This is a genomic window from Sorangium sp. So ce726, assembly GCF_051521405.1.
Lineage (GTDB): Bacteria > Myxococcota_A > Polyangia > Polyangiales > Polyangiaceae > Sorangium.
The window spans coordinates 10474410-10494348 of record NZ_CP150349.1 but is presented as its reverse complement, the minus strand read 5'-3'; the positions used below and the strand labels follow the sequence as shown (position 1 = coordinate 10494348).

Genomic DNA, 19939 nt, shown 5'->3' with positions numbered 1-19939 from the left:
GTTGGCCGCTCACCCGGTCGGTGAGCTTCTCCCTCTCGTACCAGGGGCGCATGGTGTACCGGCGTGTCCAGTAGTTCAGCGCGATGAAGCCGAAGAGAGCCAGGGCGAGGCCGCAACGATTCGCTCGCCCGGCAACAGCTTTGCCACGCGGACGCGTCGGGTGAGGTCGAGCCAGAGCAACTTGACTCGGGTCGCCGCGTATCACGACAATGCACGGGTATGACGAGAACGTTGACGGACATCGCCCGCAATTGCCTCCTCGCGGGAGCACTCGGGGACGCCTGGGGCGGGCCCTACGAGGGAGGCACCGCTGTCGGGATCGCCCCGTTTCCGGCAGCACCGCGGATCTCCGATGACACGTGGCTCACGCTGGCGACATGCGAGGCGATTGTCCGAGTGGGCGGCGTCGTCGCACCGGAGGAGATCGCAAGATCCTTCGCGTCGTGGTTCGCGGCCGGGCGCCTCGCCGGCGTGGGCTCTGCCACGCTGAAGGCGCTGCGCGACCTCTCCGTGGGCGCGCATTGGGCCCTATCTGGCGCATCGGGCGAGTTCGCCGCGGGCAGCGGAGCCGCGATGCGGGTCGCGCCGCTGGCGTTCCTGCTGGACCCGGAGACCGACCGAGCCCGTCGCGTCATCCGCGACGTCGCCCGCATCACTCACAGGAATGATGAGGCCTATGCAGGCGCGCTCGCCGTCGTTGCCGCAATTCGGGCTCGCATCTGGGCGGCCTCCCGCGACCCGCTGGAGGAAGCCGCGGCCATCACGCCGGACTCCGCGGTGCGCGATCGACTGCTCGAGATCCAACCGCTCTGCGAGCCCGCGTCCGTGGTCGCAACCAGGTATGGGAACTCGGGCCACGTCGTTGATGCCGTGCCGCTCGCGCTGTACGTAGCGCGATCGAGCACGTCTTCTCTGGACGCGCTGCTGGCCGAAGCTGCGGGGCTTGGAGGGGACACCGATACAATTGCCGCGATTGCCGGCCAAGTCGCGGGCGTCGCGCTTGATTCCTCGGATTTACCCTGGTCCAGGCTCCGGTCCATCGCTGAAATCGCTCACATTCTGGAGGGAATCGACGCGTTCGCGAAGCTCCTTCCACCACGCCAGTCTGGCTGACGACGCATTGTGTCGATGAAGAGATCGCGGACTTCCGCGGATTTCCGAACGGTCGCGGCTGCAGGGCCTCGCCACCGCAGGCGAGCGCGCCGGAACCATCGTCGGCCTAGCCGGGGCCAAGGCGCGCTGCGTTCGGTGAGAGGGCGCCAGCCCAGGTGAATCGTGCGATGCTCGATGCCAGGACACGGGCATCGATCCCGGCATGACGCCGTCTCGCCGGAAACGGCCTGATCATGCGATCCGTGCTCGGCGATTCCGGCTCGACGGCGCGGGGGCCGAGGTTATGGTGCGACCCCGCAGCGCAATCGGGCCGACCCGCGGAGGGGAAGATGAACCAGGAAGAGCGGCAGGACGCAGCCACCTATCGCGTCGTCGTCGATCACGAGAAGCAGTACACCGTCTGCCCGGTCGAGCGAGCGATCCCGCGCGGGTCACGGGAGGCCGGCAAGCAGGGATCCATCATGGAATGCCTCGCTTATATCGAGCAGGCATGGGAGCGCCTGCGCGCCCCGGCGGAGGGATGCGCCCCGGCGGAGGTCGCCCGAGCGCGCGCGGAGTGGCTCTCCTGACGCTGCCATGAGGCGAGGATGGGGTGGAGCGGGCTCGAAGGCGTCCCTCCACTCACGTCGACCGAAGCGCCGGGATACCTCCACGCACGCGTGGATCCGAGTCACGGCGCGATGAGACCGATCTGCGTCTCGAGCGGATCGATCCCGCGCAACACCGCGGCACCGTGCGGTCCGGCGCGGCGACAGGCTTCCTCGACCGGGAGGTCGTGGGCGAGATAGTAGGTGAGGGCCCCGGCGAAGCTGTCGCCGGCGCCGTACTCGCCGAGGACGCGGTCCGGCGCGGGCGGCGCGTTGACCAGCGCGGCGCCCCCCGGGCGGAGGACGCGGACAGGCCGTGGCCCGTCGGTGAGCACCAGCGCGCCGGGGCAGGGGTCGTACGCGTCGAGCGGGGCGTTCTCGCGCGGATCGGAGGCGCTGCCGATGACCACGTCGGGCGCGATAGCCGCCGCCCGGAGCGCCGCGCCCCTGCGGGCCGTCACCACGAGGCGGCGCGCGGCGCGCGCGAGGCGCAGGCTCTCGGGGTCGGCGCCGGTGAAGTAAACGGCGTCGCAGCCGGCGAGGATCGACCAGGGGAGCGGGTCGGTCACGGCGGGCTGGAGCGGGGCTCCGGTGACGATGATGGTGCGACGGCCCTGGGCGTCCACGACGACGACCACGCGCGGGTGGTCGACGGCGCGTACGGCCGCGTGGACGTGCACGCGCCCCGGCGCGACGCGGATGCGCTCCTCGACGGCGCGCGCCGTCGCGTCGTGTCCGAGCGCGGTGAAGAGGTGGATCTCGGCGTCGCTCAGGCAGAGCTGCGCGAAGGCGAGGCCGCCGCCCCCACCGGGCAGGAAGCGTGTGTCGAGCAGATGCACGATGTCGCCCGGCTGGGGGACGCCCTCGGTGCGGCCGAGCGTCACGTGCTCGACGTGACCCACGACGGCGATGCGCGGCGCTGCCATGCCGCTCGACATAGCACGGCGGTGCCGCGCCGCGCGGGCGCGTCCTGGCCGTCGCCCGGCCGAAGCACGCCCGCCTCCCCAGCCCCCCGCGCTGCCCACCATGCCCGGCGACGCCCCTCGCCGGGCATGGCCGGCGGCGCGCGCAGGAAAAGACGATCGGTGCCTGTCAGAAGCCGGACGGCCGCGGCGTAGGAACGGGGGTGGCCGTCGAGCCACACCCGATCCGCGCCGCCGCGCCCTCCTGCGCGCCAGGGCCAGCCGCCGTCGCGCGCTGGTGAGCGGAGACGCTCGCGCGACGGCCGCGCGACGCGCAACCCGGGACAGCGCGCTGGCCGAAGGGCGTCGTCTGCGCGGCTTCTCATCAACGATCCATGTCCAGAGGAGATCAACACCGTGCTTCATCACGCATTCAACAGATCCATCCGGTGCCCTGCGCCATGCCTCGCCGCCGCGCTCGTCGCGGGCCGCGGGAGGACGGGCGCATCATGAGGAGACTTTACAAAGGCGCGCTCCTCGCGGCGCTCGCCCTCGGGAGCACCATCGCGAGCGCGGGAGACGCGCGGGCTACAGAGGGCGCCACCGCCTTCTGGAACAACGCCGTCGAGGTGCAGGTGTCGGGCGGCGCCCTCACCCGCGGCCCGGGCTGGGGCTGGAGCGCCGGCGCCTCGTCGGTCCAGCAGATCGAGGCGGGTGACGGGTTCGTCGAGTTCTCCACGAACGAGGCGAATCGGACCAAGATCGCCGGGTTGAGCCACGGCGATGAGAGCCCGTCGTTCTGGGACATCGATTACGGGGTGCTCCTTCGCGCCGACGGGGGCGTGGAGATCCTCGAGCAGGGGGCTGGGCAGGGCTACTTCGGGACCTATCAGGCCGGCGACGTCTTCCGCGTCGAGGTGTTCAATGGCCAGGTGCGTTACCGCAAGAATGGGGTTGTATTCTATACGAGCCACACCGAGCCCACCTACCCGCTCGCGCTCGACGCCAGCCTGCACGACGAGGGCGCGACCGTCACCAGCGCCCAGGTCACGAGCTGTGCGGCCGGGGATACGAGCTGCATGCCGCCGGGGTTCTGGAAGAACGTCCGCTACGCCCCGGCGAACGGGACCTTGCTGACGCGCAGCCCCGGCTGGGGCTGGTATGCTGGGGCCTCGTCGGTCCAGCAGATCGAGGCCGGCGATGGGTTCGTGGAGTTCTCCACGAACGAGGCGAGCCTCCAGAAGATGGCGGGCCTCAGCAACGGCGACGCCGATCAGGACTACTGGGACATCGACTATGCGGTCTCCCTGCGCGCCGATGGAGGACTGGAGATCGTCGAGCAGGGGGTTGGGAAAGGCTACTTCGGGACTTACCAGGCCGGCGACGTCTTCCGCGTGGAGGCGTTCAGCGGCCAGGTGCGTTATCGCAAGAACGGGCTCGTGTTCTACACGAGCGCCACGGCGCCCACCTACCCGCTCGGGCTCGACACCAGCCTGAACCACGAGGGCGCGACCATCACCAGCGCCCAGGTCGCGAGCTGCGCGGGCGGGGACACGAGCTGTATGCCGCCGGGGTTGTGGAGGAACGTCCGCTACGTCACCGCCAACGGAGGCTTGCTGACGCGAAGCGCCGGCTGGGGCTGGCATGCCGGCGCCTCGTCAGCTGAGCAGATCGAGGGCGGCGATGGGTTCGTGGAGTTCTCCACGAACGAGGCGAACCTCGAGAAGATGGCTGGCCTCAATCACGGTGACGCCGATCAGGGCTTCGGGGACATCGATTACGCGATCTACATGCGCGCCGATGGAGGCCTGGAGATCGTTGAGCAGGGGGTTGGACAGGGGTACTTCGGGACGTACCAGCCGGGCGACGTTTTCCGCGTCGAGGTGTTCAACGGTCACGTGCGTTACCGGCAGAACGGGCTTGTATTCCACACGAGCACCACGGCGCCCACCTACCCGCTCGGGCTGGACACCAGCTTGAACCACGAGGGCGCGACCGTCACCGGCGCCCAGATCATGAGCTGCGCGGCAGGGGACGAGGACTGCATGCCGCCGCAGGAATGGAAGAACGTCCGCTACGCCACGGCGAACGGAAGCCTGCTGACCCGCGACGCCGGCTGGGGCTGGCACGCTGGGGCCTCGTCGGCCGAGGAAATCGAGGCGGGCGACGGCTACGTGGAGTTCTCCACGAACGAGGCGGACCTCCAGAAGATGGCGGGCCTCGGCCACGGCGACACGGACCAGGGCTTCGGAGACATCGATTACGCGATCTACCTGCGCGACGACGGGGGCCTGGAGGTCTACGAGCAGGGCTATGGACAGGGATACTTCGGGACATACGAGCTCGGGGACGTCTTCCGCGTCGAGGTGTTCAACGGCCAGGTGCGCTACCGCAAGAATGGGATGGTGTTCCACACGAGCACCACGGCGCCCACCTACCCGCTCGGGCTGGACACCAGCCTGAACCACGAAGGCGCGACCGTCGCCAGCGCCCAGGTCGTGAGCTGCGCGGCCGGGGACACGAGCTGCATGCCCCCCGGGCTATGGCAGAACGTCCGCTATGCCACCGCCAACGGAGGCTTGCTGACGCGCACTGCCGGCTGGGGCTGGCACGCCGGGGCCTCGTCGGCCGAGCAGATCGAGGCGGGCGACGGCTACGTGGAGTTCTCCACGAACGAGGCGAACCTCCAGAAGATGGCGGGCCTCAGCCGCGGCGACGCCGATCAGGGCTACAGCGACATCGATTACGGGATCTACCTGCGCGCCGATGGAGGCCTGGAGATCTACGAGCAGGGGGTTGGACAGGGGTACTTCGGGACCTACCAGGCCGGCGACGTCTTCCGTGTCGAGGTGTTCAATGGCCAGGTGCGCTACCGCAAGAACGGGCTGGCATTCCATACAAGCCTGACGGCGCCCACCTACCCGCTCGGGCTGGACACCAGCCTGAACCACGAGGGCGCTACCGTCACCGGTGCCCAGGTCGTGAGCTGCGCGGCCGGGGACACGAACTGCATGCCGCCGGGGTTCTGGAAGAACGTCCGCCATGCCCCGGCGAGCGGGAGTTCGCTGGCGCGCGCCGCCGGCTGGGGCTGGCATGCCGGGGCCTCGTCGGTCCAGCAGATCGCGTCGGACGACGGCTACGTGGAGTTCTCCACGAACGAGGCGAACCGGTACAAGATAGCGGGCCTTGGCCACGGGGACGCCGATCAGGGGTATGGAGACATCGATTACGCGATCTACCTGCGCGGCGATGGGGGACTGGAGATCTACGAGCAGGGCCATGGACAGGGGTACTTCGGGACCTACCAGGCCGGCGACGTCTTCCGCGTCGAGCTGCAGAGCGGCCAGGTCCGCTACCTGAAGAACGGAACCGTGTTCCACACGAGCAGCGCAACGCCCACCTACCCGCTCGAGCTGGACACCAGCCTGTACGATGAGGGCGCGACCATCACGAACGCGTCGGTCTCGGGCGCCGGCGCCGGAGGTCCGACCACCGGCTGCGGCCAGGTGGGGCCCGGCGACGAGCTCAGCGACACGAAGGTGCCCACGTTCTGCAATCACCCCACCACGATGCCGAACGGGGATGCGCCGCCCATGGGGCAGTACTTCGGCCATACGTGCACTTCGGTCGTGCTCCAGACCGTCTATTACACGCACACCTCCGGCAACCACAGCGGGCTCGACTTCTCCGTCCCGGCGCGCAGCCCCTTGTACTCGGTCGGCTATGGAAGGGTCATGTGCGCCGGGCCAAACGCCTGCACGGGCAGGTACCCCATCGCCCGCGGGGCGCCCGCCCAGATCGATCTGACGATCCGCTATGGCTCGGTGTACGTCATCTACGGGCACGCTGCGTCGACCCTGGTCGCGGAGGGCGATCTCGTCGTGCCCGGGCAGGAGATCGGCGAGTCGTCGGACTGGCCAAACAACGACCACCTGCACTTCGAGGTCCGCCGCGTCGCCGACAACAAGGCGCCGAACCCGGTGCCCTTCTTCTCGCCAGACATCCGGAGCTATCTCGAGGGCACGGTCACCGACGCGCATTTCTGCACGGGGCACTTCGATGATCAAGCGGACGTGGGCTTCACGTCGACTACCCAGCTCGACGAGCGGCCGTGCACGGACACGAACGATGGGACGACCGGCCCGATCCGCTGCCAGGAGGTGTGCGACTACAGCCTTGCGGACTGCGAGGTAAAAACCTACTCCAATGGGTACAGGGAGGTGCACGAGTACTGCAGCGTCTTCAGCTGCGGCGGTGGCGGTGGCGCTTTTGCCTGCGGGCTCCGCCGGAACACGGCCGCCCAGGCGTGCCAGTGACACCCGCGCCGTGACACCGCCCATCATCAGCGCGCGCTGTTGAGCCGAGCTCGCCAGGAGCACGCCATGGTCTACTTTCATGTCATCTGGAGCGGGTTGCGTGAGCCCATGCGGCGGGCTCTGGAGGCGTTGGTGATGGAACGGCAGATCGAAGACGAGGCGAGGTTTCCGTTCGTGCGGGAGCTCATGGATCGCAGCGAGCTCAAGGGCCTGCGTGAGGGCGAGCTCAAGGGCAAGCGGGACACGCTGCTTCGGCTGCTTGCGCGCGTGGGGATCGCGCTGAACGCGAACGAGAGCGCGCGCATTCACGCATGCTCGGACATCGCGATCCTCGACCGCTGGATCGATAACGTCCTCGGGGCGAAGACTGCCACCGATGTGCTGTCCTGACGGCTGACGGCTGCGGCCCAGCGAGGCGATGCGTCAGACGGGCTTTGCCCGGTGATTGTCGCCACGACGTTGTGCAGCGTCTTTCGCAATCCGTGACCTCGCCACCGAGATCGTCGCTCAGGTCGGACGATTCTCATGAGCGCGAACTGGCATGAAGCTTCACAAGCGCCTGCTTGGGCGAGCCGGAGAGATCGCCGGCGCCGCCGCCGGTGGCCGCGGTGGCGCCGGCGAGCGCCGGCGAGCGCCGCTCACCTCTTCCCCGCCCGTGAGCCCGTGACACTCCGGTGACCTTCCCGTGCGATCCTGCGCCCCGTGCTTTCCCCTCGGGCCAGCCGCCTGCGCGACTGGGCGCTCTTCGCGGCCGCCGCGAGCGTGCCCGCGATCTGCGTCGGCGTCCTCGGCCTGCGGGCTCTCGCCAACGAGGCTGACGGCGCGCGCCGCGAGGTGGCGCTCGGGCTGTCCACCGCCTCTGCCCGCCTATCGCGCGCGCTCGAACAGGAGACCGATCGCGCCGCAGCCGCCCTCGCCGCCCTCCCGATGGACGGCCCCGCCAACGGCCACCCCGACGCCGCCGCAGCGGCGCTCGCCGCGATCGCGCCGCCGTTCGCCGCGCCGGTGCTGCTCGCGCCGGATCGCTCCGTGCTGCTGCCGCCCCAGGCCACGTTGCCCGCCGCGCCCGCGCCCGAGGAATGCACCGCGCTCGCCCGCGCCGCCGCCGGGCCGGACGCCGAGGACCGCATCGGCGCGCGGCGCGACTTCCTCGCACGCTGCGACGAGGCCCGGTCGCCCGCCGGGCGATGGCTCTGGCCCGTCCTCGCGCTCGACGCGCTCCACGCCGGCGAAGAGCGCGCCGCCGACCAGGACGCCGTCGCCGCATGGCTCGAGGCGCACGCGGCGGGGCTCTCCGAGCCGGAGCGGAAGGCCACCGCGATCGAGGTGGACGCCGCGCTCTCGGGGGAGCCGCGCGAGCGGGCGCGCGCGGCCCTCGCGGCCCCGCGTCCGGAGCGGGACGCGCTCGTGGCCGAGCTCCGGCGCGGAGGCCTCGACGCCACGCTCCGCGCGCCCCCCGACGCCCGCGGGCTCGCCTCGTTCCGCGCCGGTGCGTTCTCGGGCGCGCTGCGGTCGCTCCCGGACGGGCGCTCCGCCGGCTTCGTGATCCACGCCGGCTCGCTCGCCGGATGGCTCCGCGGTGACGCGCGCCCGCTGCCGCCCGACGTCCGCGCCGACGTCCTCGCCGGGGCCACAGCCGTCGGCGCGGCCGGCCTCGCGCCCGTCGCGACCGAGCTCGGCGGAGCGCCCGCGGCCTTCCTGCCGATCGCGCCCGAGCTTGCCGTGCGGCTCTCGCCCGCGGATCCGGCGGCCGTGGAGCGGCACGCGGCGGTGGGCAAGCGGCTGCTCGTCGGCGTCGGCGCCGCCGCCGCCGCGCTCGCCCTCGGGCTCGCCGCGCTCCTGTTCGCGCGCATGCGCGCAGCCCGGCGCTCCAGCGAGCTGCGCACCGACTTCGTCGCCGCCGTCTCCCACGAGCTCCGGACGCCGATCGCGTCGGTGCGCATGCTCTCGGAGCTGCTCGAGGAGGGGCGGCTCGCGCCGGAGGAGCACGGCGAGGTGTTCGAGGCGCTCGGGCGCGAGTCGCGGCGGCTCGGCGAGACCGTGGAGCGGCTGCTCGGCTTCAGCCGGATGATGGCCGGACGCGCGGCAGCCGAGCGCTCCCCGTCCCGCGTCGCCGAGGCGGTCGCGGCCTCGATCGACACGTTCGAGGAGCGGAACCCGGAGATGCCCAGGGTCGTGCGCGAGCTCGACCCGGCCGCGGAGGCGAGCATCGACGCGGGCCAGATCCAGCTCGCCGTCGACAACCTCCTCGCAAACGCCCTGAAGTACGCGCCGCTCGCCGCCCCCTACCGCGTCCGCGTCACGCGCGAGCGGGGCGGTGTCGCGATCGCCGTCGAGGACCGCGGCCCGGGCATCGCCCGGCGCGACAAGCGCCGCATCTTCGAGCCGTTCGAGCGCGCCGACGACCGGCTGAGCCGCGCCGTCTCCGGCAGCGGCATCGGGCTGTCGCTGGTCCGGCACGTCGCCCGCGCGCACGGCGGCAGCGCCCGCGTCGAGAGCGAGCCGGGCCGCGGCGCTGTGTTCACCTTGTGGATCCCAAGGCCGCCCGGAACAGCAGGGTTGAAGGGGCCGACGTCATGAGCCAGAAGACGCCCGAAGGCAGGCTGGAGACCGTCCTTGTCGTCGAAGACGACCCCACGCTGCGCCTCGGCCTCCAGAAGACGCTGCGCTCCGCGGGCTTCCGCGTCGAGGTGGCGAAGACCGGCGCCGAGGGGCTCTCGATGGCGCTCGCCGCGCGGCCCGACCTCGTGCTGCTCGACGTGATGCTGCCCGGGATGAACGGCTTCGAGATCTGCGAGGAGCTCCGCCGGCACGACGCCGACCTGCCCATCCTGATGGTCACGGCCAAGGGCGAGGAGCAGGACAAGGTGCGGGGGCTCCGGCTCGGCGCGGACGACTACATCGTGAAGCCGTTCGGCGTCTCCGAGCTCCTCGCCCGCGTCGACGCGGCGCTACGGCGGCGGCGGCTCGGCGAGGCCGAGCGCGCCCTCGTGCAGTTCGCGGAGGTCGTCATCGATTTCCGCGCCCACCGCGTGGAGCGGCGCGGCGCGCCCGTCGAGCTCACGGCGCTCGAGATGAAGCTCCTGCGCTTCTTCGTCGAGCGCGAAGGCGCGCTCCTGCCGCGCCAGCGCATCCTCGACGCGGTCTGGGGTGCGGACTACTTCGGGACCGATCGCACCGTCGACAACTTCATCAACCGCCTGCGCGCGAAGCTCGAGCCCGACCCGAAATCGCCGCGGCACCTCGTGACCGTTCGCGGCGCCGGCTACCGGTTCACACGCGCTCCGGCGCCAGAGACAGAACGGTGACATGGCGAAGACGGAGCCAACAAGGCCAGTGCGCAGACTGTCCCTCACGCGCCCCCGCAAACGGGCTGTGCGCAGGAGGACAAGGATCGCCATGAACACCATCCATCATCGCGTTGCCGCTGCCGCCATCGCCGCCGGTCTGCTCTCGCTCGCCGCGTGCATGGAGGAGCCGGAGACCGCCGCGCCTGGCACCGAGGCGCACGTCGACCCCGGCGTCGGCACGGACAGGCGGCGCGACCTCTCGCTCGCGATCGAGCAGGCCGAGCGCCGGCTGGACGTGGGCCGGGAGATCGCCGCCGCGCGGCAGGCGCTCTCCGAGGTGCTCGCCGATCCGGCGGTGACGACGGAACAGCGCGATCAGGCGAGGCTCGCGATGAGCCGGGCGCTGGAGGCGGAGGGCGACCAGGAGGCCGCGATCGCCGCCGTGGAGTCGCTCCTCGGCGAGCATCTCGTCAGCGAGCACTGGACGCTCCGGAGGGTCGCCGAGCAGCGCCTGCGCCTCCTGGTCACCGGGAGCGAGGAGCAGCCGCTGCCCGAGGAGCCGAGCGACGACACGCTCGCATCGCCGTTCGCCCGCGCGCTCGCGCGGTATTTCCCCGTGCCCGAGTCGGGCCCACGGGAGGTCACGATCCAGCTGCTTGCGTTCGGCGGGAGCTCGGAGGTGAGCGACCGTCTCCGGACCTTCGCGATCCCGGCCGCGATCCGCGCGCTCCGGAAGGGGGCCTGCCCGCGCTGCGAGGAGGTGGCGACCCGCACCATGGGGTCCTGGACCGACGGCTGGGTCCAGATCCCGAGCGTCCGGCCGCAGCTCGGGTCGAGCCTCGCGGTCTTCTACTTCGATCTCGGCAACCAGCGCATCCCGGCGCGGTACGACGCGGACCTGCCGCTGCCCGCCGCGGACATCGTCGCGCGGCTCGAGAAGGGCGAGGGGCTCATCGCGGTGCGCGAGCGCGGCGGGGCGCCGCCCGCGATCCTGATCGCCGCGCCGCGCCAGGCGCAGCTCCCCGCGGTCGAGGAGGCGCTCGCCGCGATGGAGGAGCTGCCCGCCGGGCCGGTCGCGGTGCCGCTGTCGGCCGACCTCACGCAGGCGGAGATCCAGGCCGTGGTGCGGACGGGCTTCCCGGCGTTCCGGACCTGCTACGAGGCGCTGCTCGGGCGGCGCCCGGACGCGGCGGGGAAGGTCCCGCTCTCGTTCGCGATCCGCGGTGACGGGACGGCGATCGACGTCGTCGTCGACGCGGCCACGGCGACGCTGCGCGACGCGGCGACGGATCGCTGCATGGTGGAGGCGACGAGGGCCCTGCGGTTCCCGGCCATCGGGAAGAAGACAACGGTCGTCTATCCGATCGAGTTCTCCCCCGGCGATTGAGGGCGGAGACGCGCCGCGCCCGCTGGCGAGCGCGGAGGGCCGCGCCGCTCGGGGGCGACGGTGCGCCCGAGTTGCCTCGGGCGCGAAACCGGACCAATCGACACCATGGACTCAGCAGCGGCGCGGCGCCCCTCAGAGCTCGGCTCCTCGAGGCAGCCAAGCCTGAGCACGCTCCTCGGGGTCGCGACATTTCTCCTCACGGGCGCGGCGATCGCCGTGGCCGCCGCGCTCATGGTCGCCTCGACGACCATGCAGCAGGCCACCGGGATCCTCGGCGACGCGATCGAGAGCGTCCGCCTGGTGCACAGCCTGCAGATCGACCTCCTCCTCGATGCGCATCAGAGCAACCGCGGCGCCGGGTCCGCCAGCGGCGGGCCGATCTCCACCTTCCACGAATGGGAGATCGAGCTAAGGAAGGGCCTTGCGGAGGCTCACCGTTATGTGAGCAGCCAGGAAGAGAGCGGCGTGCTCGTCGACGCAGAGCGGCGCGTCGACGAATACCTCGTCGGGCGTCGAGCCGCCAATGCCGGCGGCTCATCTCCCTCGTCGGAGGCGCCGGCGCCGGCCATCGATTCGCTCGCTTTCGACGAGGCGTTCAAGGCCCTCGACCGCCTGGTCGAGATCAACCTCCATCAGGCCCGTGCCTCCCAGGCGCTCATCGAGCGTCTGGGACGGCGCGCCACCGCCGCCGGCGTCGCGGCCGTCATCTTCTTCATGGCCGGCGCGTCCTTGGTCCTCATCAGCGCGCGGCGGCTCGTCTACGGCCCCATCGTCGCGATCCAGGAGGCGATTGGCCGCTACGGCGCGGGGGACCGCGCCGCGCGCGCGCCGCTCGTCGGGCCGCGCGAGCTCGGGGACATCGCGCGGGCCTTCAACAGCACGGCAGAGTCGCTCGAGCGCCAGCGCGAGGCGCAGTTCGCGTTCCTCGGCGGCGTGGCGCACGACCTCAGGAATCCGCTCTCGGCGCTCCGGCTGTCGGTCGGCTTCCTCAACGACGGAGGCCCCCCGTCGGAGCCGCGCGTGCAGCGGACCATGGCGCTCGTCGGACGGCAGGTCGATCGCCTCGATCGCATGGTCGGGGACCTCCTTGATGCGTCACAGATCGAGGCGTGCAAGCTCGACCTCCGGGTCGAGGACCGCGATCTGCGCGAGCTCGTGCAAGAGGCGGTCGAGCTCTACCGCCCGGTCTCGCCGGAGCACCCGATCGAGCTCTCGCTCCCCGAGGCGCCGGTGCTCGTCCGCTGCGATGCGACCCGGATCGAGCAGGTGCTCAACAACCTCCTGTCGAACGCGCTCAAGTACTCTCCCGCCGGCGGCCAGGTCGACGTGGCGATCCACGGCGACACGGGCCGCGCCGAGATCGCGGTTCGCGATCGCGGGGTCGGGATCGACCCGGCGGATCTGGCGCACCTCTTCGAGCCGTTCCGGCGGCTCAAGGCGTCGGCGGGCGCGATCCCGGGGACGGGCCTCGGGCTCGCCGTGGCGAAGCGCATCGTCGAGGCGCACGGCGGCCGCCTCCTCGTCGAGAGCGAGCCGGGCGCAGGCTCGGTGTTCCGGGTCGAGCTGCCGCGTGCGTCCTGACGGGAGAGGCGGTGCACGAGGCGCTCGCTGCTGGAGTGGAGACCGATGCGACAACACCCCTGACTTCGACCGCCACAGGCCGGGAGCTTTGAGCAGCCCTTGCCATGCAATCCCTCCGGCTTGGCTGGGTGGGTGATTCATGTGTCTCCAGATGCAATGGGTCTGACCAGGCGCGGCGCGCTGACGGCCCGCGCCCGGCGGAGGCGTTAATCGTGTGACGGCCTCATTGAGTCCAGCCTGATTTCCCGTATTTCCGTGATGGTGTCACTCTTGCTTGCGTCTCGCTCACGGCCGGCGAGCCCATGCAGGCGAGGCTCGTGGGAACGCTGTGGGTCGTCCACCCACGCTGTGGAGAGCGAGGAGCACCAATGAAAGTATCCGCCGTGGTCACCACCCTGGTCGCCGTGTCCCTTTGCGCCGGCGTGGCGCTCGCCGAGGGCGGCCGCGCCGCGCGCGCGCCGCGGCACATCGAGGTCCTCAGGTCGCGCGGCGACACGGTGGACCGGATCTACCGTTACAAGCCGCGGGACCAGGCCGCCGGGCGGCAGTGGCGCTCCGAGCGCGCAGAGCGCGCGTTGCCGAGCCGCTTCTCTCACGGACAGGAGCGGATCCGCTGCTCCGATACCGGCGCGGACTGCCCCTCTCGCGCGGCGGCCGCCCAGCGGACCCGCGGAGAGGCGCGCGCCGCTGCGGGGCGCGCGGCGTCGGCCGGCACGAGCGCCTCGCCGCTCAAGACCAAGGCCGAGTCGCGCATGAACTGCAGCGAGGCCGGGGAGTGCACCGCCTCGAGCGCCGGGGCGCGCCGCGCGTGGGCAGGGCGGTCGGCCGGGGCGGCCGCTGCCCAGGGGAGGGAGCGCGCCGCCCTGACGCCGGAGAGCGCGCAGCGGCAGAGCCCGCGCATGAGCTGCAACGAGGGCGACGACTGCGCCATGTCGAGCAAGGAGGCCGCGAAGTTCTGGGCTGCGGAGTCCATCAAGGCAGGCACGAAATCCCCGAGCCAGATCGCCTCCGAGCGGGCCGAGCGGGCACGCCGGATCGCCGACCGGCAGCGCGACCGCGACGCGCGGCGCGCGAAGGGCGACGCCTCCGCGAAGTGACCCGGCTCCGCCCGGCCGTACGGTCAGGCGCCCGTTCCCGCCGCGCGCCGCCATCGGTCCTCGCGGCGCACCACCCGCCCCTCGCGCTCCAGCTTGATCAGGTGAGCCTCGAGGCTCAGCCGCGCGAGCGGCCAGACGAGCTGCGCCGTGTCCGCGTAGGCGACCGGCAAGAGCGCCTCGATCGACGTGCCGCCCGCGCCGCCCTCGCTGGCCGCCTCGAGCGCCGCGAGCACCAGCCGCTCCCGCCCCAGCCGGTGCGCGATGTAGCGCCGGAACAGCGCCTCCGGCGCGTCGATCGGCCCGCCGTGCGCCGGCAGGGCGACCCGCGCCCCGAGCCCCGCGAGCCGCTCGAGCTGCGCGAGGTACTCCGCCATGTCGCCCTCCCGGGGATCGATCAGGATGGTCCCCTCGCCGGCCACCATGTCGCCGCAGACCAGGGCGCCCTGCGCCTCGTCGAGGAAGCAGAGGTGGTCCGGCGCGTGCCCCGGCGTGTGGAGCACCCGCAGCGCCGTCGGCTCCGGCCCGCCGAGCCGCACCACCTCCCCGTCCGAGAGGCGGCGCGCGAGCGGGACGCCCGGGAGGCGCGGGGCCGCCTCGGCGTGCCCCCAGACCGGCAAGCCGAGCTCGGCCGCGAAGAAGCGCGCCCCCCCGACGTGGTCGGCGTGGTGGTGGGTCACCGCGATCGCCACGATCGACCGCCCCTGGGTGGCGAAGCCGCGCGCCCACGCGAGCCACTCCCGGCGCTCGTCCTCGTACGGCGTGGCCGGCTCGACGAGCAGCACCTCGCCGCCGCCGAGCGCGTAGCTGTTCGTGTGGGTCGCGGGCGGCAGGGTCGGTGTGCGCGCGGGGAAGGCCTCCACGCCGCGCACGCCGTGCCCGACGGGCTGCGGGCGGATCACCGCTCCACGACGACCGCGAGCGCCTCGCCGCCGCCGATGCAGAGCGTGGCCAGGCCGCGCTTCGCGTTCCGGTCCTTCATGGCGAAGAGCAGCGTCGTCAGGATGCGCGCCCCGCTCGCGCCGATCGGGTGGCCGAGCGCGACCGCGCCGCCGCGGACGTTGACCTTCTGGGCGTCGAGCCCGGAGAGCTTGTTCACCGCGAGCGCCACCACGGCGAACGCCTCGTTCACCTCGAAGAGGTCGATCTGGTCCGTCGGGATGCCGAGCTTCTTCGTGGTGTTCGCGATGGCCGCGGCCGGCGCCGTCGTGAACCACTCGGGCGCCTGCGCGGCGCCGCCGTAGCCGACGATCCGCGCGAGCGGCGTCAGCTTGTGCTCCTTGACGGCGCGCTCGCTCGCCAGGATGAGCGCGCTCGCGCCGTCGTTGATCGACGACGCGTTGGCCGCGGTGATCGTCCCGTCCTTCTGGAACGCGGGCTTCAGGGACGCGAACTTCTCGGGCTTGCCGGCAGGCGGGCCCTCGTCCTCCTTCACGACCACCGCGTCGCCCTTCTTCTGGGGGACGGAGACGGGCGCGATCTCGGCGGCGAAGAGCCCCTCGCGCTGGGCCGCGACCGCGCGGCGGAAGCTCTCCTTCGCGTACTCGTCCTGCGCCTCCCGCGAGAAGCCGTGCTCCCTGGCGCACGCGTCGCCCGCGGTGCCCATGTGGAAGTTGCCGTACGGGTCCCAGAGGCCATCGTGGATCATGCCGTCCACGAGCTTGCCGTCGCCCATGCGGTAGCCGGAGCGCGCCTGCGGGAGGTAGTAGGGCACGTTCGACATCGACTCCATGCCGCCGGCGACGACGACGTCCGCGTCGCCGAGCGCCACCGTCTTCGCGCCGAAGATGACGGCCTGGAGGCCCGAGCCGCAGACCTTGCTCACGGTGGTGGCCGGCACCTTGCTCGGGATGCCGGCGAAGATGGCGGCCTGCCGGGCCGGAGCCTGCCCGATACCGGCGGACAGGACATTGCCGAGGAACACCTCCTCGACGGCCTCCGGAGACAGCTTTGCCCGCTCGAGCGCCGCCCGGATGGCGACCTCACCCAGGCGGGGGGCGGGCAAGGGCGAGAGTGCGCCCTGGAACGCGCCGATCGGCGTCCGGGCCGCTGCGACGATGTACACGGGGACGGGCAGGGTCATGATCTCCTCCAGCAGCGCTGATGCCATTTCATTCGATGACGCCGGCCATGCGCCTTGCGAATGTGTCTTGGGTACCTCGGTTGCCCTGGGGGGGCAAGCCGGCCCCGGGGACGCTCCGCTGCCTGCACGGTCGCGTGCGCGGTTGCCTGCGCGGTTCGTTCGGTTCGCGGGTTCACATCGATCGCCCCCCTGCCTCGCTCCGCCGGCCGGGCTCTTCGCGGCCCGGCTCCTCGCGATTCCATCGAGATCGTATGTCGCCACGCAGTCGTCCATCGCGCCCGCGCGCCGCGCCTCGCGGGACGGTCGCCGCGGCCGCGCGCAGGCGCGGAAAACCGCGCGTGGAGCGCTGTCGAGGTGCGGCCGCTTTCGGACGGAATCCAAGCTCCGCCCGAGCCGGATCCGGGCTGGCCCTGAGCGCCCGCGCCCTCCGGGCCGAGGCCCCGCTGACTCGGCGCCTCGTCGCCTCGGCGCGGCGCGCGGCGACGCTGGCGCGCGCCGGGGGGCGCTATGTGGTACGCCGGGGACGTCGCGTGATATCGTGCGCGCCGATGGGGAAGGGGGGCTGTCCTCCCTGCGCCCGGGCGGACAAGGAGCGAACGAGCGATGGTGAATGCAGGCGATCGTGCCCCCGACTTCTCTCTCGAAAGCGACAGCGGTAAGACAGTGGGCCTCGCGGATTTCCCGGGCAAGACGGTCGTCCTCTACTTCTATCCAAAGGACGACACGCCCGGCTGCACGCGCGAGGCCCAGGCCTTCTCCGCGGCCCTGCGCGCCTTCGCCGAGGCCGGCGCCGTCGTGCTCGGCGTCTCCCGCGACTCCGTTGAACGCCACCGGAAGTTCAGGGACAAATACGATCTCGGGGTGACGCTCCTCAGCGATCCGGATCTCGCCGCGCACAACGCCTACGGTGTCTACGGCGAGAAGTCGATGTACGGCAAGAAGGTGATGGGCACCATCCGGAGCACCTTCATCATCGGCCCCGACCGCGCGGTGAAGCACGCCTTCAGCGCCGTGAAGGTCGACGGACACGCGGACGAGGTGCTCGCGCTCGTGCGCGGCGGCGGCCGCGAGGCGCCGCCCGCGCCTGAAGCACGGGCGACCGCGAAGAGCGCAGCCAAGGCGCCTGCGAAGAGCGCGGCCAAGGCGCCTGCGAAGACTCGATAAAGGACCGCATGAACCGTCGGACAACGACATAGCCGACTCGCGGCGTGCGGGCTGTCGATCGCCTGATGCATGGCATCGCGAGGGCCTCCGGCGCGGGGATGGCGCGCTCGCCAAGCTGGACGGGCCCGGCGCTTCATGAAAGAATCTGTACCGTTGCTTGCAAATCGATGAAGTTACCACGACACCAGGGCTCATCTCTCGATCCGCTTCGTGGCAGGTGGAGCGATGAGCGCTGGAGCGAGGGAGTGAGGGAACTGGATTATGATGTTGAAGCATCCGATGCTACGGACTTTTGCTTTGCTGAGCTGCCTCTCCGCGATCGCCGCGTGCGGCGATGACGCGCCGCCGCCCAAGGTGACCGAGGGCGACGGCGGCGGAGGCAGCGGGGGGGACGGCGGCGCCGGCGGCACCGGCGGCGCCGGCGGCGTGCCGGTCGAGACGTGGGATCTCGACCGCAGCAAGCCGCTGTCGGACGTCGCTCCGGAGTTCACGGAAGCGGAGCACCCGCTCGCGCCGGGCGCCGTGCTGGCCGATCTCAAGGCCCCGCTCCCCACGAACGCCACCTGGATGAACTTCGCTCTCGGCGAGGGCGATCAGCGGATCAACGCCGCGCCGTACGACCTCAAGGCGGTCCGACAGGCGCTTTCGATCTCCCGGCCCGACGTCGTGGTGGAGAGCACGGCCGTCACCTCGGCGGACTTGACGCAGCTCGCGCTCAGCGCGCGCCAGGCCTTCGCCGGCCACACCGTCAAGTCGGCCGATCTCCTCTCGGTCACCGTGGAGTGGGCGGCGGAGGGCGGCACGATGACGGCGCCCATCGTGTACGGGATGCCGTACGTGACGGCCACCTACGACGGGCTCGCCCCCTCCGTCCGCGCCGGCGACGGCGTGGCGATCACCGAGGTCAACGGCGAGTCGACGAGCCCCACCACGGTCACGGGGGACCGATTCGAGATCTCGCTCAACAACGGCCAGACGTGGGTGCTCTATGCGTTCCCCGAGATCAGCCTCGAGTGGGACGCCCTCTCCATGACGGCGGATGAGCCGTACGAGGGCTCGCTCCGCCTCGCGCTCGTCCCCGGGCCGAACGCCGCGGCCGCGCTCGACGACCACGCCGCTGCGATCCCGGTCGGCGGCGACATCGAGGCCTCGGTCACCGAAGACACCGCCACGGTGCGCTTCGTCTGGAAGACCGAGGGCGAGGGCGATCTCCTGACCATGGCGCTGCCGCATCACATGGCCAAGCTCGATATGTACAAGACGGCGGACGTCTCGTACCCGACCGTGATCGGCCAGATGAAGGGCATCTCCGGCGCGAGCTGGGACCTCAAGTACGAGCTCAGCACGATCGGCTGGGACGCCCCGCGCCGCGCCTCGGACGACTGGGGCCCGGACATCGTCGCGGCCCTCGAGGAGGACAAGGGGTTCATGCCCGACGAGACGGTCGCCGGGACAGACCCCTATTTCGGAGGCAAGCAGATCGCGAAGCTCGCGCGCCTCGCGCAGATCGCCGAGGTGGTCGGCAAGGCGGATCTCGCGGAGGAGCTCAGGGCGCGGCTCAAGTCGCGCCTCAACCCGTGGCTCAACGGCCAGAACGACAACCCCCTCGTCTACGACACGACCTGGGGCGGCCTCGTGACGACCAAGGGCCTGACGGACGAGGCCGCCGACTTCGGCCAGGCGTATTACAACGATCACCACTTCCACTACGGCTACTTCCTCTACGCGGCGGCCGTGCTGGCGAAGAGCGATGAGGCGTGGCGCGAGGAGTACGGGGACAAGGCGCTCTGGCTCGTCCGGGACATCGCCAACCCGAGCGCCAAGGACACGTATTTCACGCCGTTCCGCAGCATGGATTGGTTCAGGGGCCACTCGTGGGCGTCAGGGCTGTTCCCGTTCGCGGACGGCCGCAACCAGGAGTCGACCTCCGAGGCCGTCAACGCCTGGTACAGCATGCAGCTCCTCGGCGAGGCGCTCGAGAACGAGGACGTGGAGAACCTCGGCCGGGTGCTCCTCGCCGTGGAGACGGCCTCGGCGCAGACGTACTGGCAGGTGACCGCGGACAGCACCGTTTACCCCGAGCCGTTCAAGAACAACGGCGCTGTCGGCGTGCTCTGGTCCACGAAGGCTGACTTCGGGACGTGGTTCGGCGCCAACCCCGAGTACGTCTATGGGATCCAGCTGCTCCCGATCACGCCGATCTCGGAGTCGCTCATCTCCAAGGACTGGATCCAGGACGCGTGGCCCGTGATCTCGGAGACCACGCAGGACGCGGAGGACCCCTGGAAAGCGTTCCTGATCGCGGCGCACGCGACCGTCGACAAGGAGGCGGCCTGGGAGGACGCGCAGGCGCTCACCACGCTCGACGACGGCCTCAGCCGGACCGCGCTCCTCTACTGGATCGCCACGCGGCCCTGAGCCG

14 protein-coding genes are annotated in these 19939 nt (G+C 71.5%); 11 read left to right on the top strand and 3 right to left on the bottom strand.

Annotation, left to right across the window (positions count from 1 at the left end):
* Window positions 1-219: 219 nt before the first annotated feature.
* Complete coding sequence (locus WME79_RS39045) at window positions 220-1113, top strand: ADP-ribosylglycohydrolase family protein (RefSeq protein ID WP_437525523.1); 894 nt, start codon at window positions 220-222, stop codon at window positions 1111-1113.
* 329 nt (window positions 1114-1442) lie between these two features.
* Complete coding sequence (locus WME79_RS39040) at window positions 1443-1682, top strand: MbtH family protein (protein ID WP_437525521.1); 240 nt, start codon at window positions 1443-1445, stop codon at window positions 1680-1682.
* Between the two features lie 101 nt (window positions 1683-1783).
* Here the strand turns inward: WME79_RS39040 and WME79_RS39035 are convergent, their stop codons facing one another.
* Window positions 1784-2626 carry a PfkB family carbohydrate kinase gene (locus WME79_RS39035; RefSeq protein WP_437525519.1) on the bottom strand — a complete coding sequence of 281 codons (843 nt, stop codon included), beginning with the start codon at window positions 2624-2626 and terminating at the stop codon, window positions 1784-1786.
* Between the two features lie 485 nt (window positions 2627-3111).
* Between WME79_RS39035 and WME79_RS39030 the strand changes: the two genes are divergently transcribed.
* From WME79_RS39030 to WME79_RS39000, 7 genes are all read left to right on the top strand, one after another.
* Window positions 3112-6918: a M23 family metallopeptidase gene (locus WME79_RS39030; RefSeq protein ID WP_437525518.1), complete on the top strand. Its 3807-nt coding sequence runs from the start codon at window positions 3112-3114 to the stop codon at window positions 6916-6918.
* A gap of 66 nt (window positions 6919-6984) precedes the next feature.
* Window positions 6985-7308, top strand: coding sequence for a hypothetical protein (locus tag WME79_RS39025; RefSeq protein WP_437525516.1), 324 nt, complete (start codon window positions 6985-6987; stop codon window positions 7306-7308).
* A 312-nt stretch (window positions 7309-7620) separates the two neighbouring features.
* Entirely contained in the window at window positions 7621-9498 is a 1878-nt protein-coding gene (locus tag WME79_RS39020; protein WP_437525514.1) for a sensor histidine kinase, read from the top strand.
* Window positions 9495-10226, top strand: coding sequence for a response regulator transcription factor (locus tag WME79_RS39015; RefSeq protein ID WP_437525512.1), 732 nt, complete (start codon window positions 9495-9497; stop codon window positions 10224-10226). Before WME79_RS39020 ends, WME79_RS39015 begins: the two co-directional genes overlap by 4 nt.
* Before the next feature lie 91 nt (window positions 10227-10317).
* Window positions 10318-11595 carry an AgmX/PglI C-terminal domain-containing protein gene (locus tag WME79_RS39010; RefSeq protein WP_437525511.1) on the top strand — a complete coding sequence of 426 codons (1278 nt, stop codon included), beginning with the start codon at window positions 10318-10320 and terminating at the stop codon, window positions 11593-11595.
* 105 nt (window positions 11596-11700) lie between these two features.
* Window positions 11701-13176, top strand: a complete 1476-nt coding sequence (locus WME79_RS39005) for an ATP-binding protein (RefSeq protein WP_437525510.1) — start codon at window positions 11701-11703, stop codon at window positions 13174-13176.
* 368 nt (window positions 13177-13544) lie between these two features.
* Window positions 13545-14273, top strand: a complete 729-nt coding sequence (locus WME79_RS39000) for a hypothetical protein (protein ID WP_437525509.1) — start codon at window positions 13545-13547, stop codon at window positions 14271-14273.
* Window positions 14274-14296: 23 nt separating this feature from the next.
* Here the strand turns inward: WME79_RS39000 and WME79_RS38995 are convergent, their stop codons facing one another.
* Window positions 14297-15172 (bottom strand): MBL fold metallo-hydrolase, encoded by an 876-nt coding sequence (locus WME79_RS38995; protein WP_437525508.1) that lies wholly within the window; start codon window positions 15170-15172, stop codon window positions 14297-14299.
* Window positions 15169-16353, bottom strand: coding sequence for a thiolase family protein (locus WME79_RS38990; RefSeq protein ID WP_437540027.1), 1185 nt, complete (start codon window positions 16351-16353; stop codon window positions 15169-15171). Before WME79_RS38990 ends, WME79_RS38995 begins: the two co-directional genes overlap by 4 nt.
* A 603-nt stretch (window positions 16354-16956) precedes the next feature.
* Between WME79_RS38990 and WME79_RS38985 the strand changes: the two genes are divergently transcribed.
* Both WME79_RS38985 and WME79_RS38980 read left to right on the top strand, forming a co-directional pair.
* Window positions 16957-17517: a peroxiredoxin gene (locus WME79_RS38985; protein ID WP_437525507.1), complete on the top strand. Its 561-nt coding sequence runs from the start codon at window positions 16957-16959 to the stop codon at window positions 17515-17517.
* A gap of 279 nt (window positions 17518-17796) precedes the next feature.
* Window positions 17797-19935 carry a glucan endo-1,3-beta-D-glucosidase gene (locus WME79_RS38980; RefSeq protein WP_437525506.1) on the top strand — a complete coding sequence of 713 codons (2139 nt, stop codon included), beginning with the start codon at window positions 17797-17799 and terminating at the stop codon, window positions 19933-19935.
* Window positions 19936-19939: the final 4 nt, after the last annotated feature.